Below are 20,786 nucleotides of genomic sequence, written 5' to 3'. Positions count from 1 at the left end.
GGTTATTCCGGTTGGGTAACGGGTTCTTTTGATTCGAATTGCAGGCCGGTCTGTACCGGGCCGAATTTGGCTTTGTCGCCTTCTTTGGGCAGGTAAAGATCGCTTTTATAGCCGCAGGCCGAAAGCAAAACCAGCAAGGCCGCGGCGGAGAACAGTTTTTTCATGGTGTTTTAGCCTTATATATGGCAAGATTCGGTATCTTAAACAAAAATCACGATACACACAAAACAATGATGACCGAAAGCGAATTTTTGCAGCATTCCGACCGCCTGTTTGCCCATATCGAAGACAAAATCGACGAAGCGGGTTTGGATTTCGACTGCCGCCTGGCCGGCAATGTGCTCACCATTGAGGCAGACGACGGCACGCAGATTATTGTGAACCGCCACACGCCCAATCAGGAATTATGGATAGCGGCCAAAAGCGGCGGCTATCATTTTTCACACCAAAACGGCGCCTGGCTTGCCACGCGCGACGGCAGCGAATTTTTTGCCGTGTTAAATCAAGCCTTGAGCGCCGCTGCCGGCGAAACAGCCGAGATTCCGCCTTTTTCAGGCTGACAATACAGCCATGCCTGTCTGAAACTTTTTCAGACAGGCATTTTGTTTACCTATGGTTGCCCAAAACACTTTATGACCGACACCGCCCAAATCACCGCCAGCTACGGCCGCCGCTACACCGTGCGCACCGGCGACGGTTCCGTTTACGACGCCACCACCCGCAAAAAGCGCGTAGATTTCGCCTGCGGCGATTTTGTGCGCATCATTCCGCAGAATGCCGAGCAGGTGGTAATAGAAGACTACCTGCCGCGCCAAAGCCTGCTTTACCGCAAAGACGCCTGGAAAACCAAGCTGATAGCCGCCAATGTGAGCCGCCTGTTTATCGTGTTGGCCGCCGTGCCTTCGCCCAATGAAATGCTGCTGCAACGCGCCTTGTTGGCGGCAGAAGCCGGTGGCATTGAGCCTTTTATTGTGTTGAACAAAGCCGATTTGCCAGAAACCGCCGCCTGGCGCGAAAAACTGCGTTTTTATGAAATGCTGGGTTATCCGGTTTACGAAGTGAGCGCGCTGGAAAACGCCGAATCCTTAAAACCGGCGCTGCAAGGGCAAACCTCGATTTTTCTCGGCCAATCCGGTATGGGCAAGTCCACGCTTACCAATGCGCTTCTGGGGCGGGACATTGCCCGCACCGGTGATATTTCCACCGCACTCGATTCAGGCAGGCACACCACCACCCACGCCCGACTTTATGATTTGGATGAAGAAAGTAAGCTGATTGATTCCCCCGGCCTGCAGGAATTCGGCTTGTTCCATCTCAATGCGCCCGATTTGCTGCATTATTTTCCCGATATGCGCCATCTGGTCGGACAATGCCGTTTTCATAACTGCACCCACCGCCAAGAGCCGGGCTGTGCGGTAAAAGCTGCGGCAGAAAGCGGCGAAATCCGCCCTGAACGGTTGGCGTTTTTACAGCGGATTACTGATGAATTGAGCCGTTGAATAAAGCCTGACTGAAAATTTTAGTTGATGATTAATTAAAAAAGCATTGCTTTTGTTTTTTATAAAATGAACTTTTATTGGGCTGTTTATTCCAAATAAATACTCATGATAGTATTTCATCTTAATTAATAAGGAGCAAATAATGAAACGAGTTTTATTGGGTATGATGGTTTTATGTACGGCTTCAATTGTAGCGGCAGCCCCTATTTCACTTTTATCTGACTCATTCAATACATTACCTCAAGCATATTTTTTTAGCGATATTTGGGATACTATATCGAAATTTCTTGATGCGTTGAGAAACGCTTGTGTCCATACGGATACTTGCAGATAAATTGGTTTTCTAAATAAAAAGCCTGTCTGAACACTCAGATGGGCTTTAATTTATTCTGCGGGAATAACGTTTATTGACTTGGATGCTTCATATTTAGTTTGTGGAGATAATGGAACTGCGGTTTTTAGATATAAATAGAGCAAAATATTAAAGTTGTTACTGAAAAGCCTGTCTGAAAGGCTCGACGGCGGGAAAAAACTTGCTACAATCCTTAAATCTAAAACTAATTACCCTGTCATATTTCCAAACATGAAGCCCAGCTTTCTGCTTATCCTGCCCCTGCTCGCCGCCTGTACTACCGGCAAGCCGGTTGTACAATGGCAATACCGCGGCGGCGATGCCAAAAAAGGCATTGTTTATCTTTCTTACGACCATGCCGAATTTCAGAATGCCAGGGCAGGAAAGGTCAGTCCGCAGCTGATGGCGGATAAGCGCTGCCGCCAGCTCGGTTTTCAGAAAGCCGCCCGTGTGCAAGGCTCGCGCAGCGAATGCGTGCGCAAAGGCGGCATGATCGGCACCTGCTCGGTAACGCGTACCACTTATGAATATTTGTGCGGCGAATATCCGAAGCAGGCTAAATCAGAAACGGTTAAGAAAACAATGAAGCAGAAAAGCAAGAAACAATAAACGGTTGCCGTGAAGCAAAATGCCTGTCTGAAAAAGGTTTCAGACAGGCATTGCTGTTTGCAATATAGTCAATCAACTTAACTTTTACTACGGCGTTGCTGCGCCTTAGCTCAAAGAGAACGATTTTGTAAGCTGCTAAAGCAGCAACAAAATCAGTCCCGTACTATCTGTACTGTCTGCGGCTTGCTGCCTTGTATTAAAAATTAATTTGATTGACTATAAGGCTTTATTTGGCAACCGTTTTATTACCTTCCACAATTTTCAGGCCGGTGGAAACCAAGCCGGCTATGTCGGCCACGTTGGCGGGCATAATCAGCGTGTTGTTTTCTTTGGCCAGTTTGCCGAAGGCTTCTACATATTGCTCGGCCACTTTCAGGTTCACGGCTTCATTGCCGCCCGGAGTTTGCAGGGCATCGGCGATTTTGCGGATGGCGTCGGCATTGGCTTCGGCCACCAAGCGCAAGGCTTCGGCTTCGCCTTGTGCGCGGTTGATGCGGGCGATTTTGTCGCCGTTCGATTCGTTGATGGCGGCCTGCATTTCGCCTTCGGACTGCTGGATTTCCGCTTCGCGCTGGCCGCTGGCGAGGTTGATTTGTTCGATTTTGCGGCCTTCCGATTCGGCGATACGGGCGCGTTTTTCGCGTTCTGCGGTGATTTGCGCCTGCATCGAGCGCAAGATTTCTTGCGGCGGCACCAAGTCTTTGATTTCGTAACGCAGCACTTTCACACCCCACGATACGGCGGCTTCGTCCAGCGCGGCCACGACGATGCTGTTGATTTCGTCGCGTTCTTCAAAGGTTCGGTCTAATTCCATTCGGCCGATAACCGAGCGCAGCGTGGTTTGGGCAAGCTGGGTGATGGCCATGATGTAGTTGCTGGAGCCGTATGAGGCGAGTTTCGGATCGGTTACTTGGAAGTAGATGATGCCGTCGACGGTGAGCTGGGTGTTGTCGCGCGTGATGCAGACTTGGCTCGGCACATCCAGCGGGATTTCTTTCAGCGTGTGCTTGTAGGCCACACGGTCGATAAAGGGAATCAGGATGCTGAGGCCGGGGTTCAACACTTTGTGAAAGCGGCCCAAACGTTCCACCACATAAGCTTCCTGTTGCGGCACCACGGTAAATGCTTTGAAGCCGAATACGATCACGGCGATAAGCAGCAGAATGGGGAAACCGATGAAGAAATCAAAGTCCATAAGGGCTCCTTTTTTAGTGCAGATGGATAATCAGGAGGTTGCCGTTTTTGCCGGTAATCACGGCAGAATGCGGTGCGGCGGATGAGCCGGCCACGTTTTCCGCCTGCGCCTGCCAGACGGTGCCGCGGTAATGCACTTCGTACAGCCCGCCGCCCAAGTGGCGCATGATTTGAACGCTTTGCCCGATGTCCAAATCGTTGCGGGCGGTTTCTTCATGGGCGGAGCGGCGGTGGCGGGCAATCCAGCCGTGCGTCCACCAAATTCCCACGGCAGACAGCACGGCGGCGGTGATGATGCCGGCAGTCAGGTTGCCAAACAGCCAAACCGCGATGCCTGCGCCGAACAGGGCGGCACTTACTACCATCAGGTAAATCGTGCCGATAAACAATTCGAGAATCAGCACCAATGCAGCGGCGATAAACCAATAAACCATGAGCATTTCCTCCACAGTTTTTCAGACAGGCATGTTTGGTTTGAGTTTCAATTTTCTGCAGGATCCCGTTACACGCCTTGTTTCAGACTGGCCTCGATAAAGCCGTCCAAATCGCCGTCCATCACGGCTTTGATGTTGCCCACTTCGTGACCGGTGCGCAAGTCTTTGATGCGCGAGGAATCAAATACATAAGAGCGGATTTGGTGGCCCCAGCCCACGTCGGACTTGCTCTCTTCCAGCGATTGCTTTTCTTCGTTGCGTTTGCGCATTTCCAGCTCGAACAATTTGGATTTCAGCATATCCATTGCGGCGGCTTTGTTGGCGTGTTGCGAACGGTCGTTTTGGCATTGCACCACGATGCCGGTCGGCTCGTGGGTGATGCGCACGGCGGAATCGGTTTTGTTGATGTGCTGGCCGCCCGCGCCGGATGCGCGGTAGGTGTCGATGCGCAAATCGGCCGGGTTGATTTCGATTTCGATGCTGTCGTCCACTTCGGGATACACGAATACGGAGGCAAACGAGGTGTGGCGCTTGTTGTTGGAATCAAAAGGCGAATAGCGTACGAGGCGGTGGATGCCGGTTTCGGTGCGCAGCAGACCGTAGGCATATTCGCCTTCGAGTTTGATGGTGGCGCGGTTGATGCCGGCAATTTCGCCTTCGTCCTCTTCCAAAATTTCCAGCTTGAAGCCTTTGCGCTCGCCGTAGCGGCTGTACATGCGCAAAAGCATGCCCGCCCAGTCTTCCGCTTCGGTGCCGCCTGCGCCGGCGGTGATGTCGATAAAGCAGTTGTTGGCATCTGCCGGCTGGTTAAACATGCGCTTGAATTCAAGCTCGGCCATTTGGGTTTCCAGCGCGGCCACGTCTTCCTGTACGGCGGCAAAACCGGCTTCGTCGTTTTCTTCCACCGCCATGTCAATCAGCATGCGGTTGTCTTCGATGCCGCTGCCGATGGAATCCAGCGTGAGCACGATGCCTTCGAGGATTTTGCGTTCTTTACCGATTTCCTGCGCTTTTTTCGGGTCGTTCCATAAATCGGGGTCTTCGGAAAGGCCGATCACTTCCTCCAGGCGGTCTTTTTTGCCTTGGTAATCCAGGTAAACGCGGATATCGGCGCTGCGCTGTTCGAGATCGTCTAAGGTGTTGTTGAGCTGGTTGATGATTTCGGCTTCCATGATGTTCTTTTCGTTAAAAAATTCAGGCGCGTATTGTACTGGATTTCAAGGGCTTTGTCTGTGCGGCGGGTAAAGGGAATGCCTGAGACCTTTGCAAAATTCCCCCAAATCTCCTAAATTCCCCACCAAGACATTTAGGGGATTTCTCATGAGCACCTTCTTTCAGCAAACCGCACAAACCATGATTGCCAAACACATCGACCGCTTCCCCCTGTTGAAACTCGAGCAGGTGATTGATTGGCAACCGATCGAACATTACCTCAACCATCAAAGAACCCGCTACCTTCGAGACCACCGCGGTCGTCCCGCCTATCCCCTGCTATCCATGTTCAAAGCCGTTCTACTCGGCCAATGGCACAGCCTTTCCGATCCCGAACTCGAACACAGCCTTATTACCCGCATCGATTTCCATCTGTTTTGCCGTTTTGACGAACTGAGCATCCCCGATCACAGCACCTTATGCCGCTACCGCAACTGGCTGGCGCAAGACAACACCTTGGCCGAATTACTGGATCTGATTAACCGCCAACTGACTGACAAGGGTTTAAAAGTAGAGAAAGCATCCGCCGCCATCGTTGACGCCACCATTATTCAGACGGCCGGCGGCAAACAACGTCAGGCCATAGAAGTGGATGACGAAGGACAAGTAAGTAGCCAAACCACACCGAGTAAAGACAGCGATGCCCGTTGGGTGAAGAAAGACGGGCGATACAGGCTGGGCTACAAACAACATACCCGTACCGATGCGGAAGGCTACATTGAGAAACTGCACATCACTGCCGCCAATGCCCATGAGTGCAAACACCTGCTGCCTTTGTTGGAAGGCCTAGCCAAAGGCACGACTGTCTATGCCGATAAAGGCTACGACAGTATGGAAAACCGGCAACATCTGGAAGAACATCAGCTGCGGGACGGCATCATGTGCAAATCCCACCGCAACCGGCCGCTGACGGAAGCGCAAATCAAACGTAACCGACATTTATCGAAAACCCGATATGTGGTCGAACAAAGCTTTGGTACTCTGCACCGTAAATTCCGCCATGCCCGGGCAGCCTATTTTGGTCTGAGCAAAGTGAGTGCGCAAAGCCATCTGAAGGCGATGTGTTTGAATCTGTTGAAAGCAGCCAACAGGCTGCGTGCGACTATTGGGTTCAAGAGGTTATTTTGCAAAGGTCTAATAATATTGTCAGAGTTTTCTGTCTGTCTAAAAACTACGACAGATAAAATTTTGGTTTTAAATTAATAAAACCGGTGGTTTATAAACAAATCATCCATGATAATTTATTTATATTAAAAATATTTAATTTGATTAAATCTAGTGCAATATTTGTAATTGCTTTGTAAGAATGTTGTTGTGTTGTATGTTATATTTTTAATTGCATTAATACTCTGTTTAATTATTATGAATTAATATATTTGCATTCGGGAATATGAATATCCATGTTGGCATTGGCTGTATTGTTTGGTTTATTAGTCTGGCTTGGTCTGACGGTTTTGGCCGCTTATTTATGCGGAAAGCTTACTTCGAAGCTGGGTTTGGGAAGACGGATAGGCCGGTTTGCCGGGTTTATGCTGCTGATGGGCGGCTGGATGGTTAGTTGGGCTACGGAATATTGGACGCTTCGGCAGACTGCACAGGCGTGGTGTAAAAATTCAGGTTTTACCGTTTATGTTACACCTGAAGAATATTGGGCAAAAATCAGCGAGCAAGAACGGCAGGATTTGGAAACCGTCCAGGAACCAATAGAAGATGGCAGGGTATTGGTGTTTGAAGATAGAAAATATAAAGCATCATATAGATATAATAATGAATTGTTAATTACAGCTATAGCGAATATAAGCCATATATAGTAGCAAATTACGACATTTTTTATGATGAAAAAGACAGGATTGCTTTATTTAAAATTATAGAAGTCCGCATAAGAGTGCCTGCAATAGCTAATAATTTACAAGGATTGAAATTTTGGCTTGAGACGGTTCAAGATTGTAATTCAATTGATGAATGGAGCTTTCAACAAAAATATTTAAGATAACTACTAAGTGCTACGAGTAATTTTTAATATATTCTTGAAAGCGGCGGTACTGTTGGTAAATGCTGTTCCAGTTGCCAAAGGTTTTGGGTGGAACGTGCCGTGAACTTACGGTGTGGGCAATCCACAGAACGGCTTCGAATTTTAATCCCAACCGAATGCTGTGAACAGGTTCCGCCAGTTGTTGTCCGCTTCTGCTTCGAGGGTAATGGTTTGTTGGGTGTGGGGGTGGGTAAAACTGAGGCTGCGGGCGTGCAGCATCAGGCGGTTGGTGCCGCAGAATGCGGCAACGGCGCGGTTTTGGCGGCCGTCGCCGTGGGTGGTGTCGCCGATAATGGGGTGGAAGATGTGTTTCATGTGGCGGCGCAGTTGGTGGCGGCGTCCGGTGTGCGGCGTGAGGACGAGCCATGAGTAGCGTGATGTGGGGTAGCGGGCGGCGGATTGAAAAGGCAGTTCGGCCACGGCGAGGCTTTGCCAATCGGTTATGGCGCTTTGGGCGGCTTTTTCGGGGTGGATGTGCGGTGCGCCGTAGGCGTCGTACTCTTCTTTGAGTGGGTGGTTGATGGTGCCGCTGCCGTGCAGGTGGCCGCGTACTACGGCCCAATAGGTTTTTCGGATGTGTTGGTGCTCGAACTGCTCAGTAAGCTGGCGGGCGGTGTGTGGGTTGAGGGCGAGCAGGAGCGCGCCGGAGGTGGGGCGGTCGAGACGGTGGACGGGGTAAACGTGTTGCCCGATTTGGTTGCGCAGGGTTTGCAGCACGAAGCGGGTTTCTTGGGGGGAAATGGGGCTGCGGTGTACCAGTATTCCGGCGGGTTTGTTTACGGCGATGCAGGTTTCGTCGCGGTAGAGGATGTCGAGCATATCGGAAGGAAAAAAATACCCTTGAGAAACAAGGGTTGTGAAAGCACTTCGTTTGGAGTAGAAGTATATGAAAAGTTGCAGTTCGTATTCTAAACGGATGGAGGATAAATAGCCAGCTTTCTGGTGTGATTCCGGTGTGGTTGTGGGGAATGCACAACGAATAATCGGATGGAGTGGCGGAACGGGGCTTGTGTATGGCAATGCCTGTCTGAAAACCTGGCTTCAATGGGTAAGCGGAATGGGTTTCAGACAGGCATTGTTGTGTGTGGTCGCTTGCTTTACACGGGTGTGTGTTTGTGTTTTTCGCATTCCCGGGCGTAGGTTTTGCCCCAGTGGTGCATGGCTTGGATCACGGGCATCAGGGTGCGGCCGAATTCGGTTAGGGAGTATTCCACTTTGGGCGGTACTTGCGGGTAGACTTCCCTGTGGACGATGCCGTCTGATTCCAACTCGCGCAGTTGCAGGGTAAGCATGCGTTGGGTAATGCCGGGAAGCAGGCGTTGCAGCCCGTTGAAGCGGTGGGTTTCGGCATCCAAATGGTAGAGTATCAGCACTTTCCATTTGCCGCCGATAATATCCAGTGTGGTGCGTACGGGGCAGCAGTCGGCGGAAAGGTCGTATTGGGATATGGGGTCTTGGTCGGCCGGCATGTCGGTTTCCTTTTTATCGGGTGGATTAGGCTGGTTTTAAGTATAAAAAATGTGCGTACTTGTTAATTTGTTTGTACGGATTATAATACGCCTAATACAGCAAAAAGCCCAGTAAAATTTGCAGGTTGGGCGGATTATTGAACAATCATCATTCTGTTTGAAGTGGTTCAAACAGGTATTCCTGAAAGGAGCAAACCATGCGCATCATGGAATTAGACCGCATCAACGAGCTTGCCCGCAAAGCCAAAACCGAAGGTTTGAACGCGGCGGAGCTGGCGGAACGCGCGGCTTTGCGCCAAGCGTATATCGGCAAAGTATGCGGACAGTTAACCAATATGCTGTCAACCGTTACGGTTATCGATGCGGAAGGCAATGATGTCACTCCGGCCAAGCTGCGTCGGGCGCAGGCCGCCGGTATGCAGGTTGAAGGGCAATAAAACTTAACATGCCTGTCTGAAAAGGGCGGGTAAACGGAGCCATCGAATATTGAGGTGTTTGAGAAAGGACACATCATGCGTAAAGTACGCCAAATCTACCGCGCCGACAGCCAACATTGGGTGGGCGACGGTTTTCTGGTTCAGCCTTTGTTTTCCCACATGGGCAAAGACCGCGGCACCGATCCCTTTTTGATGCTGGATTACGCCGCGCCCCATGAATTTGCGCCCAACCACCGCAGCGGCAAACGCGGGGTGGGCCAGCATCCGCACAAAGGTTTTGAAACCGTAACCATCGCCTACCACGGCGAAGTGGCGCACCGCGATTCGGCAGGCGGCGGCGGGGTTATCAAAGAAGGCGACGTGCAATGGATGACTGCCGGCGCCGGGATTATCCATGAAGAATTTCATTCCGAAGCTTTCAGCGAAAAAGGCGGTTTGTTTGAAATGGTGCAGTTGTGGGTGAACCTGCCTGCCAAACATAAAAACACTCCGGCCCGCTACCAACACCTTGCCAAAGAAAATATTCCGGTTGTGCAGTTGCCCGACAATGCCGGCTATCTGCGCCTGATTGCGGGCGGGCATGAAGGTGTGCGGGGCGCGGCGGAAACCTTCACCGAAATGAACGTGTGGGATGTGGTGGTGAACGCCGGTAGCGAAGCGGTAATCCGTGTGCCGGAAACCCACAGCCTGTCTATGGTGGTGTTGCGCGGCAAGGCGCTGTTCAACGGCACAGACCGGGCCGGAGCAGGGCAGTTGGTGGGTTTTGAAAACGGCAGCGGCGGGGTGCGCATCCGAGCCGATGACGAAGATGTGAAAATCCTGCTGCTTTCAGGTGTGCCGATTCAAGAGCCGGTGGTCGGCTACGGCCCGTTTGTGATGAATACGGCGGAAGAAATCCGTCAAGCCGTTCAAGATTTTAACAGCGGGCGTTTCGGACGCATCAATTAAGCGGTTTGGCTAAAAGCAGGGCGGGTAAGTTCCAAGCGGTGCTTACCCGCTTTTTATCATGGTTTTGTCAAGCCCGAACAGGGCGGATGTATAGTGTGCTGTACCAAGCGGGTTTGCTATGACTGTCTGAAAGCGTTCAGACAGCAGTATAGTCAATCAACTTAACTTTTACTACGGCGTTGCTGCGCCTTAGCTCAAAGATTTTGTAAGCTGCTGAAGCAACAACAAAATCAGTCCCGTACTATCTGTACTGTCTGCGGCTTGCTGCCTTGTATTAAAAATGTGTTGATTGACTATAGCGTGCGGCTTCGGCAATGCTCCGCATCAAGCCATCCGATGCCAACTCAATGAATGCCTGTCTGAAACCCGTTTATGCGCAGATGGAGAACCGGCATATCCAGATTTTGCCGCCCCCAAGCGCTGAGATAGAGCAGGCGCAGCAGCCAGGGATAGCGCTTTCTGCACACGCTGCTCAGCCCTGTCTGTGACAGCAGCTTGATTCCGCCCGGCCAGCGCTCCAGCTCGGAAGCTTGGCCTATGCCCCATTTGAACTCGGGCGGCTTGGTGTTGATTTTCTTCAAGGCATCATGCTGTTTGGCGCGGCCGGCCAGCATTTTCGGCAAAGCGTCCAATGCCGCTTCGGCGCCCGGCAGCTTGCGTGCAACCATCTCGAAAAACGCCTGTACTTCACGCTCTTCAAAATACATCAACACGCCTTCCAAAATCAGCAGCACCGGCCGGTTATGCGCCGCCACGGTTTCCGTCCACCCTTTGTCAAACAGCGAGGCGCCGATGTAATGGTTGCCGGATTCGGGCAGCAGGCGGCGGCGCAAATCTATCACTTCGGGTAAGTCCAAATCGTACCACGCCGCAACGGCAGGCCTACCCAAGCGCTCGAAGCGCGCATCCAAGCCCGCACCCAATTGAACGACCACGGCTTGCGGGTGTTCCGCAATAAAGTTGCGGGTGATGTTGTCGATCAACAGCGCGCGCCCGCAACAGCCCGCTTGGGAAGTACGGGCTTTGGCAAAATTGTCAAAATCATAGTCGATCAAACCCATCATCCGCACCGCTTCGGCATCGTGCAGAATACCGTCGGCGCGTAGGGTTTCGGTGGCTTTGGCCCATAGCGGAATCAACATGGTTTCGGAAAGGGCGCTTACGGAGCGGGGTTGGATACGGTTGTTCATAAATCGGCCTAAATAAGAATAGTTCTTAAATGATAGGCCGATTCGGACGCTATGCCAAGTGTTTTAACTTTTGTGAATCAATTGGATATAAATTACGCGCTTACAGCAATGCCTGTCTGAAAACGCATCGGCTTTTCAGACAGGCATTGGCATCAGTTTGAAAACAATCCATTCAAGATACCCGGGCAAGCCGGGGTATGACGGGAGTGCTTGCCGCAATTAGGCTTTGTCGAGATCCAAGTCGGCTTTGTATTCGATAACGCCGTGCTGTTTTTCTTCAATCGAAATATCCAGCTCTTGGTCTTTACGCTTGAATTTCAAGTCGGCATCGTTGTGTTGCACCAACGCGCGTATTTCTTTAAAGCCTTGGCTTTTGGCGTGCCTGCGCACTTCCTGCGCCAGATTTTTCACGCTAGTGTGGCGGCTGTTGAGGCGGAATTTCACACCAAATTCCCCGCTGCCGGGCAGCTCCGTCCGCACAACAACGGCATCGGCCGGGCTGTAAATTTCGTGTGGAATCGGGGTGGCGGCAAACGCGCTGTTGGAAAACAGGGCCAGGATGCCGGTAAGCGTAGCGGCTTGGGTTGGGTATTTCATAAAACTATCCTTTTGACGCTTGCTGTTATGGAAACGGTATATAGATTATGTCGGATTCACCCGATAAAAAAGGAAGCCTGACAGGCTTCCTTTTGCGTTGCGGCAAGATAATAGTAGAGGCTGGTTGTGTATGACAACAGCTTGAACATCTTTTTACCTGCTGCCGGTCATATTCACTTTTCATTACGCTTTTTTGCGGCTGCGCTTGTGAACTTTTTGGTGTGCGCAGAATGCAGTGTATTCAATAATGCGGCGGAATGTTTTCAGACAGGCTGTAAGGCGCATCATCATCCTGCCCTTTGTCTTGCAGGCGGTTGTAGAGCAGGCGCAGCTGAGCCTGCTGCAAATCCAGCGTTTGCTGCAAGCGCGCAATGGTGTCGCTCAGGCTTTGCAGCAAATCTTCCTGCAAAGCCTGCCGGATTTCCAGCTCGGTAATGCGGCTTTCCCAATCGGTTTTGCTATCCATCACAACACCATTGCGGCTGCCCAGCCCGCCGCCATCAGGGGCAGGTTGTAGTGCAGGAAAGTCGGGATAACGGAATCGCGCATGTGGTCGTGCTGGCCGTCGGCGTTCAAGCCCATGGTGGGGCCGAGCGTCGAGTCGGAAGCGGGCGAACCTGCGTCGCCGAGCGCCCCTGCCGTGCCGATAATGGCAATGGTGGCCAAAGGCGAAAAGCCGAGGCTCAGGCACAAAGGCACATAAATGGCAGTGATAATCGGCAGGGTGGAGAAAGAAGAGCCTATGCCCATGGTAATCAGCAGGCCCACCATCAACATAGCCAAAGCGGCCATGGCTTTGTTGCCGGAGAACATGGCTGCGCTGGTGTCCACCAGCGGCTGGATGTCGCCGGTGGCTTTCATCACCGCAGCGAAACCTTGTGCGGCAATCATGATAAAGCCGATCATTGCCATCATTTTGATACCTGCGCCGAACACATCATTGGCTTCATCACGGCGCACCACGCCCAGCGCCATAAACACGGCAAAGCCCACCATTGCGCCCAAAAGCAGCGCATCGTCGTAAATTAACTGGATGGCGAAACACACCAAAATGGCCAAAGCCGCCACCAGGCTGCGGTAGCCCGAAGCTTTAGGCTGGCGCGCGGCGGCCTCGTTGCTTTCGATATCGACCTGCTTGTTTTCATAAACACGCGGCTTGCGGTAGTGGAAAAACGCAAGAATCAGGCCGCACAGCATTCCGATCGCCGGAATCGCCATGGCGTGCATCACATTGATGCCCTGTACGCTCAGGCCGGAGGATTCGATATTGGCCAGCAGGATTTTGTTTAAGAAAATGGCGCCGAAGCCGTAAGGCAGGAACATATAAGTGGTTACCAGGCCGAAAGTGATCACGCAGGCAACCAAGCGGCGGTCGACTTGCAGCCGGTTAAACACCAATAAAAGCGGCGGAATAATCATCGGAATAAAGGCAATGTGGATGGGCACGACGTTTTGACTGAGAATGCCCATAACCAAAATGGCCAACAGGATAAGCCATTTCACCGAGCCTGCGGCCGCAGAAATATGGTCGGGCTGCCTGCCGCCGTCGAGCTTGCGAACCACCACGCCCGCCAGCTGCTGCGGCAGGCCGGAATGGGTTATCGCCATGGCAAACGCCCCGAGCATGGCATAGGAAAGCGCGATTTTGGCGCCGCCCGCCAAGCCGTCTTGAAAATGGGTCATCACGCCTTTGGTGGCCACTTCCCCTGCGGCGTTGCTCACATCGGCAAGCGGCAAGCCCGCCACCAGGCCGCCGACAAACGCACCCACCACCAGGCTGAGCACCACGTGCACCCGGGCGAGGGATAAAGCCAGCATGATAACCACGGCAATCACTACTGCATTCATTGTTCAGTTTCTCCAATGCTTTTGATAAGGTTTTACAGTTAAAACCGCTTTGAGGCGTGTGGGCGTTTGCCGGCCTGCTTGGGAAGGAAACGCTAAATGCCTGTCTGAAAGCCGGTTTTAACAAAGCCCAAATCATAACCTAACAGGATTTTACAAGCCAGCAGATTTGTTGCGAATGTCGGGAAATAATGGTTTGCAAGAAGATTAGGAGCCAATGCCTGTCTGAAAAAAAGCAATGCGGGTTTTTGCGGGGCTGCGGTCAAACCGCTTATCTGCCATTAAGACCGTTTTCAGACAGGCATTCGTTTATTTGCGGTAAACATCCATGACGGCGCCTGAAAAAGGTGTCCAAACCACGCTTTTCAAGCCGCTGTTTTTCAAATGCGTATTGGCCCAAGTGTTGCAGGTAACAAAAAGGCTATATCTGCCCTGTGCTTCGTAAAAAACATCATTGCTGCTGTATCCCCTGCCTGCAATGGCGATGGCGCGGCCGTTTCTGTATTGGAATTGAGGCAGGATGCTGTTGACGAGTTTCAGGTATTCGGCAGGCAGAACCCGGATCGGGATGCTGCGGCTGCCGGCCTGCGGTTTAGGGGAAAACGTGGCGTGCACGGCGGTGCGGCTCAGGCCGGTGAGCGCTTTGAATGCAGTCGTAGCGGTTAAATCCGACCAGCCGGGTGTATCGAGATAAAAAGTGCGGTCGCCCCAGCCGAGCGCCACATAATCGGCCGCTAGGCGCGGATTGTCTGTGTCGGCCGGGGAGATAACCGATCGCCAGTCGAATTCCGCATTGGTAAGCGGCATGGCAATATCGGTGTGTACGCCGTTGGAAATCAGAAAAATGGTGATGTCGCCTTGTTCCGCTCGCCCGCTGTTCACAGGGATGCGTCCGAGTACCCATGCCGAGGCAAAGTAAACACCGGCAAGAAACAAAAGGGTAAACAAGCCTTTGAGCAGCAGTCGGAGCATTTTTCGTAACATGCCGGTGCCTACCGCCTGCCGCGGGCTTGCAGCGCCAGATACATCATCGCCACGTTAATCGAATCGTTCATCGCATCGTGGCGCGGCAGATCGGGGATGCCGAGTTTTTTAATCATCGGTGCCATGCGCATGTCGACATAGCTGTCGTAAAACTTTTTCCTGACTTCTTGGCGGTAATAGATGCTCGAAACTTCAATTTGCCGGTTGGGCAACTGAATGCCGAGCATGGGTTTGAGGAATTTGTTGATCATCGCCACATCATATTCCAGAAAATAGCCCACTACCGGCCTGCCGCCGACAAAATTGAGAAACCGGCGCAAAGCTTCTTCCACCGGCAAGCCGTCGCTCAAGTCTTTGGGGCGCAGGCCGTGGATGGTAACGTTGGATGCCTCCATGATGCCCTCGGGCTTAACCAGCACATAAAACGCATCGCTGGTAAGTATCTTATTGCCGCGGATTTTTACCGCGCCGATAGAAATAATTTCCGCTTCTTTCACATCCAGGCTGGTGGTTTCGCAATCGAAGCTCACCAGCTCGTCGGGGTGCCCGTCGAATAAAAAATCAAAGCTCTGATCGGTCAGTTTGCGGCGGTTGCGGTTGTGTTTGAATGTATCGAAAATACCCATCGCCGCGCTCCTAAGTGTTTAAGTGGAAATGGTGGCGGACCACGCTTTTGAAGCGCTTAACCACTTGCAGCGCCTCTTTGAGCAAATCGCGCTCGAGCGTGGTGAGGCTTTGCAAATCCACTTGGTTCGGCTCGGTAACATGGCCGTTGTGCATGCCCAAAAGGCCGGCTTTGAGGCGCATTTCCATCAGATAGCGCAGCGCTTCGGCCACATCTTTGGCCAGATGCTCGTCGATAACGTTCATCTGAGCCAGTTTTTGCAGGCGGTCGAACGTGCCGGTGTCTTCGATGCGGGCTTCCAGCGCCAGTGCCCGCACGCCGTGTACTACTGGAAACAGCCCCATTTTTTTGATGTCCATTTTTTCCTGGCGGTCGCGCCGCAAGAGCTGCGAGAAAAAGCCTTGTTCGTGGCTGTCGAACTGTTCTACCGCGCGGGCAAACGTCATCAGCATGCCCACATCGTTGCCCAAATATTTGCGCAAGTGCGCGTTCACTTCCGCCAGCAGTGAAGCGTCGCCCGCCACCGCTTTGGCATCGATAAAAATCGCCAGATTCATCATGGAAGCAGGGCTTGGCGAGCGCACCCAGCCGGCAACCATGTTTTTAAATTCTCCCACCGGTTTGCGCCATTCGGGGTTGTTGACCATGATTTTGCCTTTGCAGGGCGGATAGCCCAGTCGCGAAAGCGTGTCTGAAAACTGTTCGGCGGCGGCGGCTTCTTCCGGATTAACATTTTCCCGCAGAATCAGCGCGTTATCCTGGTCGGTTTTCAATACCTGCTCGCCCCGGCCTTCGGAACCCATCACTATCAGACAGGAGTTTTCATATAGTTCGGGCGAAGCAATCAGCCGCCATGCTTTTTCAAACAGGCTTGAGTTTAAAACCTGCATCAGTTGCGCCAGTTGCGGTGCGCGCACGCCGTTTTTACGCAGTGCACGGATGGATTCGGTCATTTGTTGCGCGATGCCCACCAAATCGTCGATGCTGTCGGCGCGCTCCAAACGCTGCGCCACCAAATGGCTGTGGTTGGATACATAAGCCAGCACGTCTATCTGCTCCAGCGAACCGATAACCTCGCCGTGTTCGGTAACCACCACCCGCTGGATATAAAACTCCATCATGCGCAGCAGGGCGTTGAACACGAAGTCGTCGATGTCCACGCTGATTAGATCAAACGTCGTCCACTTATGCACGGCTTCGCTTGAAGGGATGCCGTCAATCAAAATATTGCGGAACATCGACTCTGTAAACAGCCCCACGCGGCCTTTATGGCGGATCAGCAGAGATTTGGTTTTGCCTTCTTTCATGGCAACGGCGGCGTCTAAAATGCTGGCATTGCCGTCCAGCCAAACACTGTTTTGGCGGTAGGCATCGCGAACGCGGGCAGTGAACAGGCTGGCGAATTCTTCTTCGCTTTTGTTGCCCGACAAGCTGGCTAGCTTTTCCGCTACCGAGGCGTAAAAATAAGCGCCGAATTGGGCATTCGATTCCACCAGCTCGGTTACCACTTTTTTCGGAATCAGATAAACCAAAGCTTCTTCCGCCACCACAAAGCGGTTTTGGCTCGCGCCTTCCACCAATGCGCGGGCTTCAAATGTGTCGTGCGTGTGGTAAAGCGCCACCACTTCATTATTGTTGTTGATTTCTTTGATTAAACCTTTGATAACCACATACAAATGCTCAATCTGCTGCTCCGGTTCGATGATGCAGGTGTCTTCATCGAAAAACGCAATGTCCACCGCTTCCTGCAAAATGCGGCGCTGCTGGCTGCTCAGGCTGTCGTAGGGGGCATAGCCGAAGTCGAAACGCTCCATAGGTTTTCTCCTTGTTTCCTTTTATATTCAGTTTGTTGTTGTGGTTTTCGGATTATTATGCCATGTTTTCAGTATAAATAAATGCCTGTCTGAAAACAGTTTCAGACAGGCATTCACAGTCAATCTATTTACATTAACGATACCGTCATGCTTGGGCTTGAGCGGGTATGACGAGCGTACTATTTAAGTTGGTTAACTCTATAGAGAGGATGGCAATAAACTTAACTTATGTGCTGTTGTTATTGCCCGGTATCGAAAAATCAGTTTGTTTTGAAGAAAACCGGAAATGAATAAAGCCTGCTGAAGATTCAGCAGGCTTCGATTTCGTTTCACTGGTGGAGGTAAGCGGGATCGAACCGCTGACCTCTTGCATGCCATGCAAGCGCTCTACCAACTGAGCTATACCCCCGGAATTTGGTGGCGAATCAGGGACTCGAACCCCGGACACAAGGATTATGATTCCTCTGCTCTAACCGACTGAGCTAATTCGCCTTGTTTGAGAGGGCGTAATTTAATGGTTTGCTCCGATTTTGTCAAACAGTATTTTGGTGTGTTTTTATTATTGTTTGATTTTATTGAAAATAATGCCTGTCTGAACGTGCGTCGGCGGTTTTCAGACAGGCATGTTTGACGGTTGGGCGGTTTACAGCTTGTGGCAGATATCGCCGAAGGCAAAGCCCTGCCAATCCACGTCGATTTCCCGCCCGAATGCGATAACTTTAAATAATTCGCCCATTTCGTGCTGGGCGGTCAGTTTGTGCAGGTTGGCGGCTTCGCGGATGTAGTCGGGCGAGGCGGTTGCCTGCGGCGGGAAAGTTTCCGCCAGCAATTCGGTGATGCCTAAGTTCAGTAAAAACGCGGCCTGCGTGGTGTAGCCGATGAGGTCGAGGCCGGCGTCGGTGCCGGCTTGGGCGATGTCGGTAAAGTTGACGTGGGCGGTCAGGTCGGTGAGGCCGATGTTGAAAAAAGGATCGTGAATGCTGTGGTGGCGGTAGTGGCCGATGAGCGTGCCTTCGCTGCGCTGAGGGTGGTAATACTGGGCGGCGTCGAAACCGTAATCAATCAGGATGACGGCGCCGCGCACCAAGCGTTCGCCCAAGGTGTGTACAAATGCGTATTGCTCCGGATGCAGCTCGCTGGTGTAGCCTTGCTGCGGCGGAATGTATTGTGCGGCAGCGGCTTGCAGCCCGGGTTGTTCGAGCGCTTGGGGCGTGAGGGTGAAATGCCTGTCTGAAAGGCTGACGCCGAGGCGCTGGTAATGTTGGTTGTTGTATTGAATGAGTTCGCACGGCATGGCGTCCAGCACCTCGTTGCCGATGATGATGCCGTTGAATTGTTTGGGTAAGGCGCTGAGGTGGGTAACTTTATCGGCATGTTCGGGCGCGGTTGCTGCGATGTGCTGTTTTTGGCGCTCCGCAAGCTCGGGCGAAAGTTCGATGATGTAGTAGTGCGATAAGGTGTCGGCGCAGCTTTGCAGCAATAAGGCGGCCAAGTCGCCTGTGCCCGCACCGAATTCGTAGAGGTTGCCTTCGGTTTGGGGCAAAAGGGCGTTGAGCTGTCGGGCGAGCGTCTGCCCGAAAAGAGGGGTGAGGGTGGGTGCGGTGATGAAGTCGCCTGCTGCGCCGATTTTGTGTGCGCCGCCGGTGTAGTAGCCGTATCGGGGGGCGTAAAGCGCCAGCTGCATGAAGCGGGAAAACGGAATCCAGCCGTTTTGGGATTGGATTTCTTCGCGGATGATGGTTTGCAGTTGCTCGCTGGCGGCAGTCGCTTCAGCCGAGGGTTGCGGGAGTGTTGTTTTCATAGTGTTATATTTTGTAAAAATAAGAGTGTTTGTTCTTATTATAACGTGTGAAGCAGTTTGCTGTGTATGCCTTGCCCAATCGCCTTTTCAGACAGGCATTTTGCCTATGTGTAAGTGTTTGTTGGGTTTTTCATGAGGTGTTGCCGTGTAAGGATAGGACGGGTGTCGGTAATGAAAGGTAAGTGCTTGTCTGAGCGGTTGTTTTTTGGGATTGTATGCGTTTGACCAATAAGAAGATTTTTTTTATAGTGTCACAAAGTGGGGTAAGGTGTATTAAAGTGCACCAAAATCCCAAAAAAAAGATTATTCCGGCTTCGGGAGGCAAATTTTGTTTGGCGGCGTTCATGAATTAAGCATAGACAGCAAAGGGCGGTTGGCGATTCCTGCCAAGTTCCGCGAGCTTTTGCTGCGCCGCTATACGCCCTCTGTGGTGGTTACGCTGGATTCGCGCAGCCGTATGCTGATTTATCCCGAAAGCGTTTGGGAAGGAGTGGCGGCCCAACTGTTGGCTCTGCCCGTGGCCGGAAAGCCCGTTTTGCAGCGTTATCAAAACCTGCTTTTGCACAATGCCGATACTTTGGAGCTGGATGGTGCGGGCCGCATCCTGCTGCCTGCCAATTTGAGAAAGCGCGTTGATTTCGATAAAGAAGTGACCCTGGTCGGCCGCGCCAACCGTTTGGAGCTTTGGGGACGTGAGCATTGGGAAGCTGAGATGGAGCAGGCTTTGGATGCCGATCCTGAAGATTTGGAAATGGAGTTGGCGCAAACGGATTTGCAGCTATGACGGAACAGGTGGAATTCCGGCATGTAACCGTTTTGCTGAACGAAGCCGTAGAGGCTTTGGCGGTGCGCGAAAACGGCATTTATGTAGACGGCACTTTCGGTAGGGGAGGGCACTCCCGCCTGATTTTGTCGAAGCTGGGCGCAGCAGGCCGTTTGGTTGTGTTTGATAAAGACCCGCAGGCCATTGCGGTGGCGAGGGCGCTGGCCGAGCAGGATAAACGTGTGAGCGTGGTGCATAACGGTTTTGCCACGTTTCAGACAGCCCTGAATGAATTGGATGTCAATAAAATAGACGGCGCTTTGTTTGATTTGGGTATTTCTTCCCCGCAGATTGACGACGGCGCGCGCGGTTTCAGTTTCCGCTATGATGCGCCGCTGGATATGCGGATGGATACGACGCGGGGTGCGTCGGCTGCCGAATGGATTGCGGTGGCGCAAGAGCAAGAATTACATGAGGTGATTAAGAATTATGGTGAAGAGCGGTTTAGTCGCCAGATTGCGCGCGCCATTGTTTCGCAACGCGAGGAAAGCCCTATTGATACAACCGGCAAGCTGGCGAAACTCGTGGCACAAGCCGTCCGTACTCGTGAGCGCGGTCAAGACCCGGCGACGCGGACGTTCCAAGCCGTTCGGATTTTCATCAACCGTGAGCTTGAAGAGGTAAAAGCGGTGCTGCCGCAAGTGGTGGCAAGATTAAATGAAGGCGGCAGGCTGGCAGTGATTGCGTTTCATTCTTTAGAAGACCGCATTGTGAAGCAGTTTATCAAACAGCATTCTACCCATGCGCCGCTGCCCAAATGGGCTGCCGTGAGAGAAGCAGACCTGCCGCAACCTCCTTTGAAGGCAATAGGCAAGGCCGTTAAGCCCTCGGATGAGGAAATCAGAATGAATCCCCGCGCGCGTTCGGCGGTGTTGCGTGTGGCAGAGCGCACAAGCGGCGTGTTTGAACAAGATGTATAAA

23 protein-coding genes, 2 tRNA genes and 1 pseudogene are annotated in these 20,786 nt (G+C 52.1%); 10 read left to right on the top strand and 16 right to left on the bottom strand.

Annotated elements, in window-relative coordinates; translation table 11 throughout:
* Positions 1–2 precede the first annotated feature (2 nt).
* A complete protein-coding gene (gene lptM / locus EL143_RS02875; protein ID WP_085417540.1) occupies positions 3–164 on the bottom strand; it encodes an LPS translocon maturation chaperone LptM in 162 nt (53 codons plus the stop codon).
* A gap of 66 nt (positions 165–230) precedes the next feature.
* Here lptM and cyaY point away from each other — a divergent pair, with 66 nt between their 5' ends.
* The 4 genes from cyaY (at position 231) to yecR (ending at position 2,460) form a co-directional block, all read left to right on the top strand.
* Positions 231–560, top strand: coding sequence for an iron donor protein CyaY (cyaY, locus tag EL143_RS02870; RefSeq protein WP_085417545.1), 330 nt, complete (start codon positions 231–233; stop codon positions 558–560).
* 72 nt (positions 561–632) lie between these two features.
* The gene (gene rsgA / locus EL143_RS02865) at positions 633–1,499 is read left to right on the top strand and encodes a ribosome small subunit-dependent GTPase A (protein WP_085417541.1); all 867 of its coding nucleotides are present in this window, start codon (positions 633–635) and stop codon (positions 1,497–1,499) included.
* A 142-nt stretch (positions 1,500–1,641) separates the two neighbouring features.
* Entirely contained in the window at positions 1,642–1,833 is a 192-nt protein-coding gene (locus EL143_RS02860; protein WP_126326526.1) for a hypothetical protein, read from the top strand.
* A gap of 249 nt (positions 1,834–2,082) precedes the next feature.
* Positions 2,083–2,460 carry a YecR family lipoprotein gene (yecR, locus tag EL143_RS02855; RefSeq protein WP_085417542.1) on the top strand — a complete coding sequence of 126 codons (378 nt, stop codon included), beginning with the start codon at positions 2,083–2,085 and terminating at the stop codon, positions 2,458–2,460.
* Between the two features lie 226 nt (positions 2,461–2,686).
* Here the strand turns inward: yecR and EL143_RS02845 are convergent, their stop codons facing one another.
* The 3 genes from EL143_RS02845 to prfB all read right to left on the bottom strand — a co-directional run bounded on the left by EL143_RS02845 (position 2,687) and on the right by prfB (position 5,260).
* On the bottom strand, positions 2,687–3,637 hold the full coding sequence (locus EL143_RS02845) for an SPFH domain-containing protein (protein WP_040667286.1): 951 nt from the start codon (positions 3,635–3,637) through the stop codon (positions 2,687–2,689).
* Between the two features lie 31 nt (positions 3,638–3,668).
* Complete coding sequence (locus EL143_RS02840; RefSeq protein WP_085417543.1) at positions 3,669–4,088, bottom strand: NfeD family protein; 420 nt, start codon at positions 4,086–4,088, stop codon at positions 3,669–3,671.
* A 68-nt stretch (positions 4,089–4,156) separates the two neighbouring features.
* Positions 4,157–5,260, bottom strand: a complete 1,104-nt coding sequence (gene prfB / locus EL143_RS02835; protein WP_085417544.1) for a peptide chain release factor 2 — start codon at positions 5,258–5,260, stop codon at positions 4,157–4,159.
* A 148-nt stretch (positions 5,261–5,408) separates the two neighbouring features.
* On the opposite strand from prfB, the pseudogene EL143_RS02830 reads away from it, so the two are divergent.
* Both EL143_RS02830 and EL143_RS02825 read left to right on the top strand, forming a co-directional pair.
* Positions 5,409–6,401 (top strand): annotated as a pseudogene (locus tag EL143_RS02830) (IS5 family transposase); the annotation flags it as partial.
* A gap of 299 nt (positions 6,402–6,700) precedes the next feature.
* Positions 6,701–7,111, top strand: a complete 411-nt coding sequence (locus tag EL143_RS02825; RefSeq protein WP_232001330.1) for a hypothetical protein — start codon at positions 6,701–6,703, stop codon at positions 7,109–7,111.
* A 323-nt stretch (positions 7,112–7,434) separates the two neighbouring features.
* Here the strand turns inward: EL143_RS02825 and truC are convergent, their stop codons facing one another.
* Together truC and EL143_RS02815 are read right to left on the bottom strand one after the other, a co-directional pair.
* Positions 7,435–8,151, bottom strand: coding sequence for a tRNA pseudouridine(65) synthase TruC (truC, locus tag EL143_RS02820; RefSeq protein ID WP_085417179.1), 717 nt, complete (start codon positions 8,149–8,151; stop codon positions 7,435–7,437).
* 278 nt (positions 8,152–8,429) lie between these two features.
* Positions 8,430–8,801, bottom strand: a complete 372-nt coding sequence (locus tag EL143_RS02815) for a winged helix-turn-helix transcriptional regulator (protein ID WP_085417180.1) — start codon at positions 8,799–8,801, stop codon at positions 8,430–8,432.
* A gap of 197 nt (positions 8,802–8,998) precedes the next feature.
* Between EL143_RS02815 and EL143_RS02810 the strand changes: the two genes are divergently transcribed.
* Positions 8,999–9,238, top strand: a complete 240-nt coding sequence (locus EL143_RS02810) for a DUF896 domain-containing protein (protein ID WP_085417181.1) — start codon at positions 8,999–9,001, stop codon at positions 9,236–9,238.
* A 75-nt stretch (positions 9,239–9,313) separates the two neighbouring features.
* The gene (locus EL143_RS02805; RefSeq protein WP_085417182.1) at positions 9,314–10,186 is read left to right on the top strand and encodes a pirin family protein; all 873 of its coding nucleotides are present in this window, start codon (positions 9,314–9,316) and stop codon (positions 10,184–10,186) included.
* Between the two features lie 344 nt (positions 10,187–10,530).
* Here the strand turns inward: EL143_RS02805 and EL143_RS02800 are convergent, their stop codons facing one another.
* The 10 genes from EL143_RS02800 to EL143_RS02755 all read right to left on the bottom strand — a co-directional run bounded on the left by EL143_RS02800 (position 10,531) and on the right by EL143_RS02755 (position 19,042).
* The gene (locus EL143_RS02800) at positions 10,531–11,376 is read right to left on the bottom strand and encodes a class I SAM-dependent methyltransferase (RefSeq protein ID WP_085417183.1); all 846 of its coding nucleotides are present in this window, start codon (positions 11,374–11,376) and stop codon (positions 10,531–10,533) included.
* A 219-nt stretch (positions 11,377–11,595) separates the two neighbouring features.
* The gene (locus EL143_RS02795; RefSeq protein WP_085417184.1) at positions 11,596–11,973 is read right to left on the bottom strand and encodes a hypothetical protein; all 378 of its coding nucleotides are present in this window, start codon (positions 11,971–11,973) and stop codon (positions 11,596–11,598) included.
* 241 nt (positions 11,974–12,214) lie between these two features.
* A complete protein-coding gene (locus EL143_RS02790; protein WP_085417185.1) occupies positions 12,215–12,439 on the bottom strand; it encodes a SlyX family protein in 225 nt (74 codons plus the stop codon).
* Positions 12,439–13,821, bottom strand: a complete 1,383-nt coding sequence (locus EL143_RS02785; protein ID WP_085417186.1) for a Na+/H+ antiporter family protein — start codon at positions 13,819–13,821, stop codon at positions 12,439–12,441. Before EL143_RS02785 ends, EL143_RS02790 begins: the two co-directional genes overlap by 1 nt.
* A gap of 306 nt (positions 13,822–14,127) precedes the next feature.
* Positions 14,128–14,802, bottom strand: a complete 675-nt coding sequence (locus tag EL143_RS02780; RefSeq protein WP_085417187.1) for a TIGR02117 family protein — start codon at positions 14,800–14,802, stop codon at positions 14,128–14,130.
* A gap of 8 nt (positions 14,803–14,810) precedes the next feature.
* Positions 14,811–15,428, bottom strand: coding sequence for a 3'-5' exonuclease (locus tag EL143_RS02775; protein WP_085417188.1), 618 nt, complete (start codon positions 15,426–15,428; stop codon positions 14,811–14,813).
* Positions 15,429–15,438: 10 nt separating this feature from the next.
* Positions 15,439–17,241, bottom strand: a complete 1,803-nt coding sequence (locus tag EL143_RS02770) for a DUF294 nucleotidyltransferase-like domain-containing protein (RefSeq protein ID WP_085417189.1) — start codon at positions 17,239–17,241, stop codon at positions 15,439–15,441.
* 333 nt (positions 17,242–17,574) lie between these two features.
* Positions 17,575–17,650 (bottom strand) — tRNA-Ala (locus EL143_RS02765).
* A 6-nt stretch (positions 17,651–17,656) separates the two neighbouring features.
* Positions 17,657–17,733 (bottom strand) — tRNA-Met (locus EL143_RS02760).
* Positions 17,734–17,884: 151 nt separating this feature from the next.
* The gene (locus EL143_RS02755; protein WP_085417190.1) at positions 17,885–19,042 is read right to left on the bottom strand and encodes a class I SAM-dependent methyltransferase; all 1,158 of its coding nucleotides are present in this window, start codon (positions 19,040–19,042) and stop codon (positions 17,885–17,887) included.
* A 328-nt stretch (positions 19,043–19,370) separates the two neighbouring features.
* Here EL143_RS02755 and mraZ point away from each other — a divergent pair, with 328 nt between their 5' ends.
* Positions 19,371–19,826: a division/cell wall cluster transcriptional repressor MraZ gene (gene mraZ, locus EL143_RS02750; protein ID WP_009115447.1), complete on the top strand. Its 456-nt coding sequence runs from the start codon at positions 19,371–19,373 to the stop codon at positions 19,824–19,826.
* Complete coding sequence (gene rsmH, locus EL143_RS02745) at positions 19,823–20,785, top strand: 16S rRNA (cytosine(1402)-N(4))-methyltransferase RsmH (RefSeq protein ID WP_085417191.1); 963 nt, start codon at positions 19,823–19,825, stop codon at positions 20,783–20,785. The genes mraZ and rsmH overlap by 4 nt, the downstream gene beginning before the upstream one ends.
* Position 20,786 lies beyond the last annotated feature (1 nt).

Origin of the sequence: Neisseria canis, assembly GCF_900636765.1 — a bacterium.
In the GTDB taxonomy this organism is placed as follows: Bacteria; Pseudomonadota; Gammaproteobacteria; order Burkholderiales; family Neisseriaceae; genus Neisseria; species Neisseria canis.
This window is presented reverse-complemented; position numbering and strand designations above follow the sequence as displayed.

Coding starts and splice junctions, on each gene's coding strand:
- lptM (WP_085417540.1), bottom strand. CDS start 164: ATGAAAAAACTGTTCTCCGCCGCGGCCTTGCTGGTTTTGCTTTCGGCC.
- cyaY (WP_085417545.1), top strand. CDS start 231: ATGATGACCGAAAGCGAATTTTTGCAGCATTCCGACCGCCTGTTTGCC.
- rsgA (WP_085417541.1), top strand. CDS start 633: ATGACCGACACCGCCCAAATCACCGCCAGCTACGGCCGCCGCTACACC.
- EL143_RS02860 (WP_126326526.1), top strand. CDS start 1,642: ATGAAACGAGTTTTATTGGGTATGATGGTTTTATGTACGGCTTCAATT.
- yecR (WP_085417542.1), top strand. CDS start 2,083: ATGAAGCCCAGCTTTCTGCTTATCCTGCCCCTGCTCGCCGCCTGTACT.
- EL143_RS02840 (WP_085417543.1), bottom strand. CDS start 4,088: ATGGTTTATTGGTTTATCGCCGCTGCATTGGTGCTGATTCTCGAATTG.
- prfB (WP_085417544.1), bottom strand. CDS start 5,260: ATGGAAGCCGAAATCATCAACCAGCTCAACAACACCTTAGACGATCTC.
- EL143_RS02825 (WP_232001330.1), top strand. CDS start 6,701: ATGTTGGCATTGGCTGTATTGTTTGGTTTATTAGTCTGGCTTGGTCTG.
- truC (WP_085417179.1), bottom strand. CDS start 8,151: ATGCTCGACATCCTCTACCGCGACGAAACCTGCATCGCCGTAAACAAA.
- EL143_RS02815 (WP_085417180.1), bottom strand. CDS start 8,801: ATGCCGGCCGACCAAGACCCCATATCCCAATACGACCTTTCCGCCGAC.
- EL143_RS02810 (WP_085417181.1), top strand. CDS start 8,999: ATGCGCATCATGGAATTAGACCGCATCAACGAGCTTGCCCGCAAAGCC.
- EL143_RS02805 (WP_085417182.1), top strand. CDS start 9,314: ATGCGTAAAGTACGCCAAATCTACCGCGCCGACAGCCAACATTGGGTG.
- EL143_RS02800 (WP_085417183.1), bottom strand. CDS start 11,376: ATGAACAACCGTATCCAACCCCGCTCCGTAAGCGCCCTTTCCGAAACC.
- EL143_RS02795 (WP_085417184.1), bottom strand. CDS start 11,973: ATGAAATACCCAACCCAAGCCGCTACGCTTACCGGCATCCTGGCCCTG.
- EL143_RS02790 (WP_085417185.1), bottom strand. CDS start 12,439: ATGGATAGCAAAACCGATTGGGAAAGCCGCATTACCGAGCTGGAAATC.
- EL143_RS02785 (WP_085417186.1), bottom strand. CDS start 13,821: ATGAATGCAGTAGTGATTGCCGTGGTTATCATGCTGGCTTTATCCCTC.
- EL143_RS02780 (WP_085417187.1), bottom strand. CDS start 14,802: ATGTTACGAAAAATGCTCCGACTGCTGCTCAAAGGCTTGTTTACCCTT.
- EL143_RS02775 (WP_085417188.1), bottom strand. CDS start 15,428: ATGGGTATTTTCGATACATTCAAACACAACCGCAACCGCCGCAAACTG.
- EL143_RS02770 (WP_085417189.1), bottom strand. CDS start 17,241: ATGGAGCGTTTCGACTTCGGCTATGCCCCCTACGACAGCCTGAGCAGC.
- EL143_RS02755 (WP_085417190.1), bottom strand. CDS start 19,042: ATGAAAACAACACTCCCGCAACCCTCGGCTGAAGCGACTGCCGCCAGC.
- rsmH (WP_085417191.1), top strand. CDS start 19,823: ATGACGGAACAGGTGGAATTCCGGCATGTAACCGTTTTGCTGAACGAA.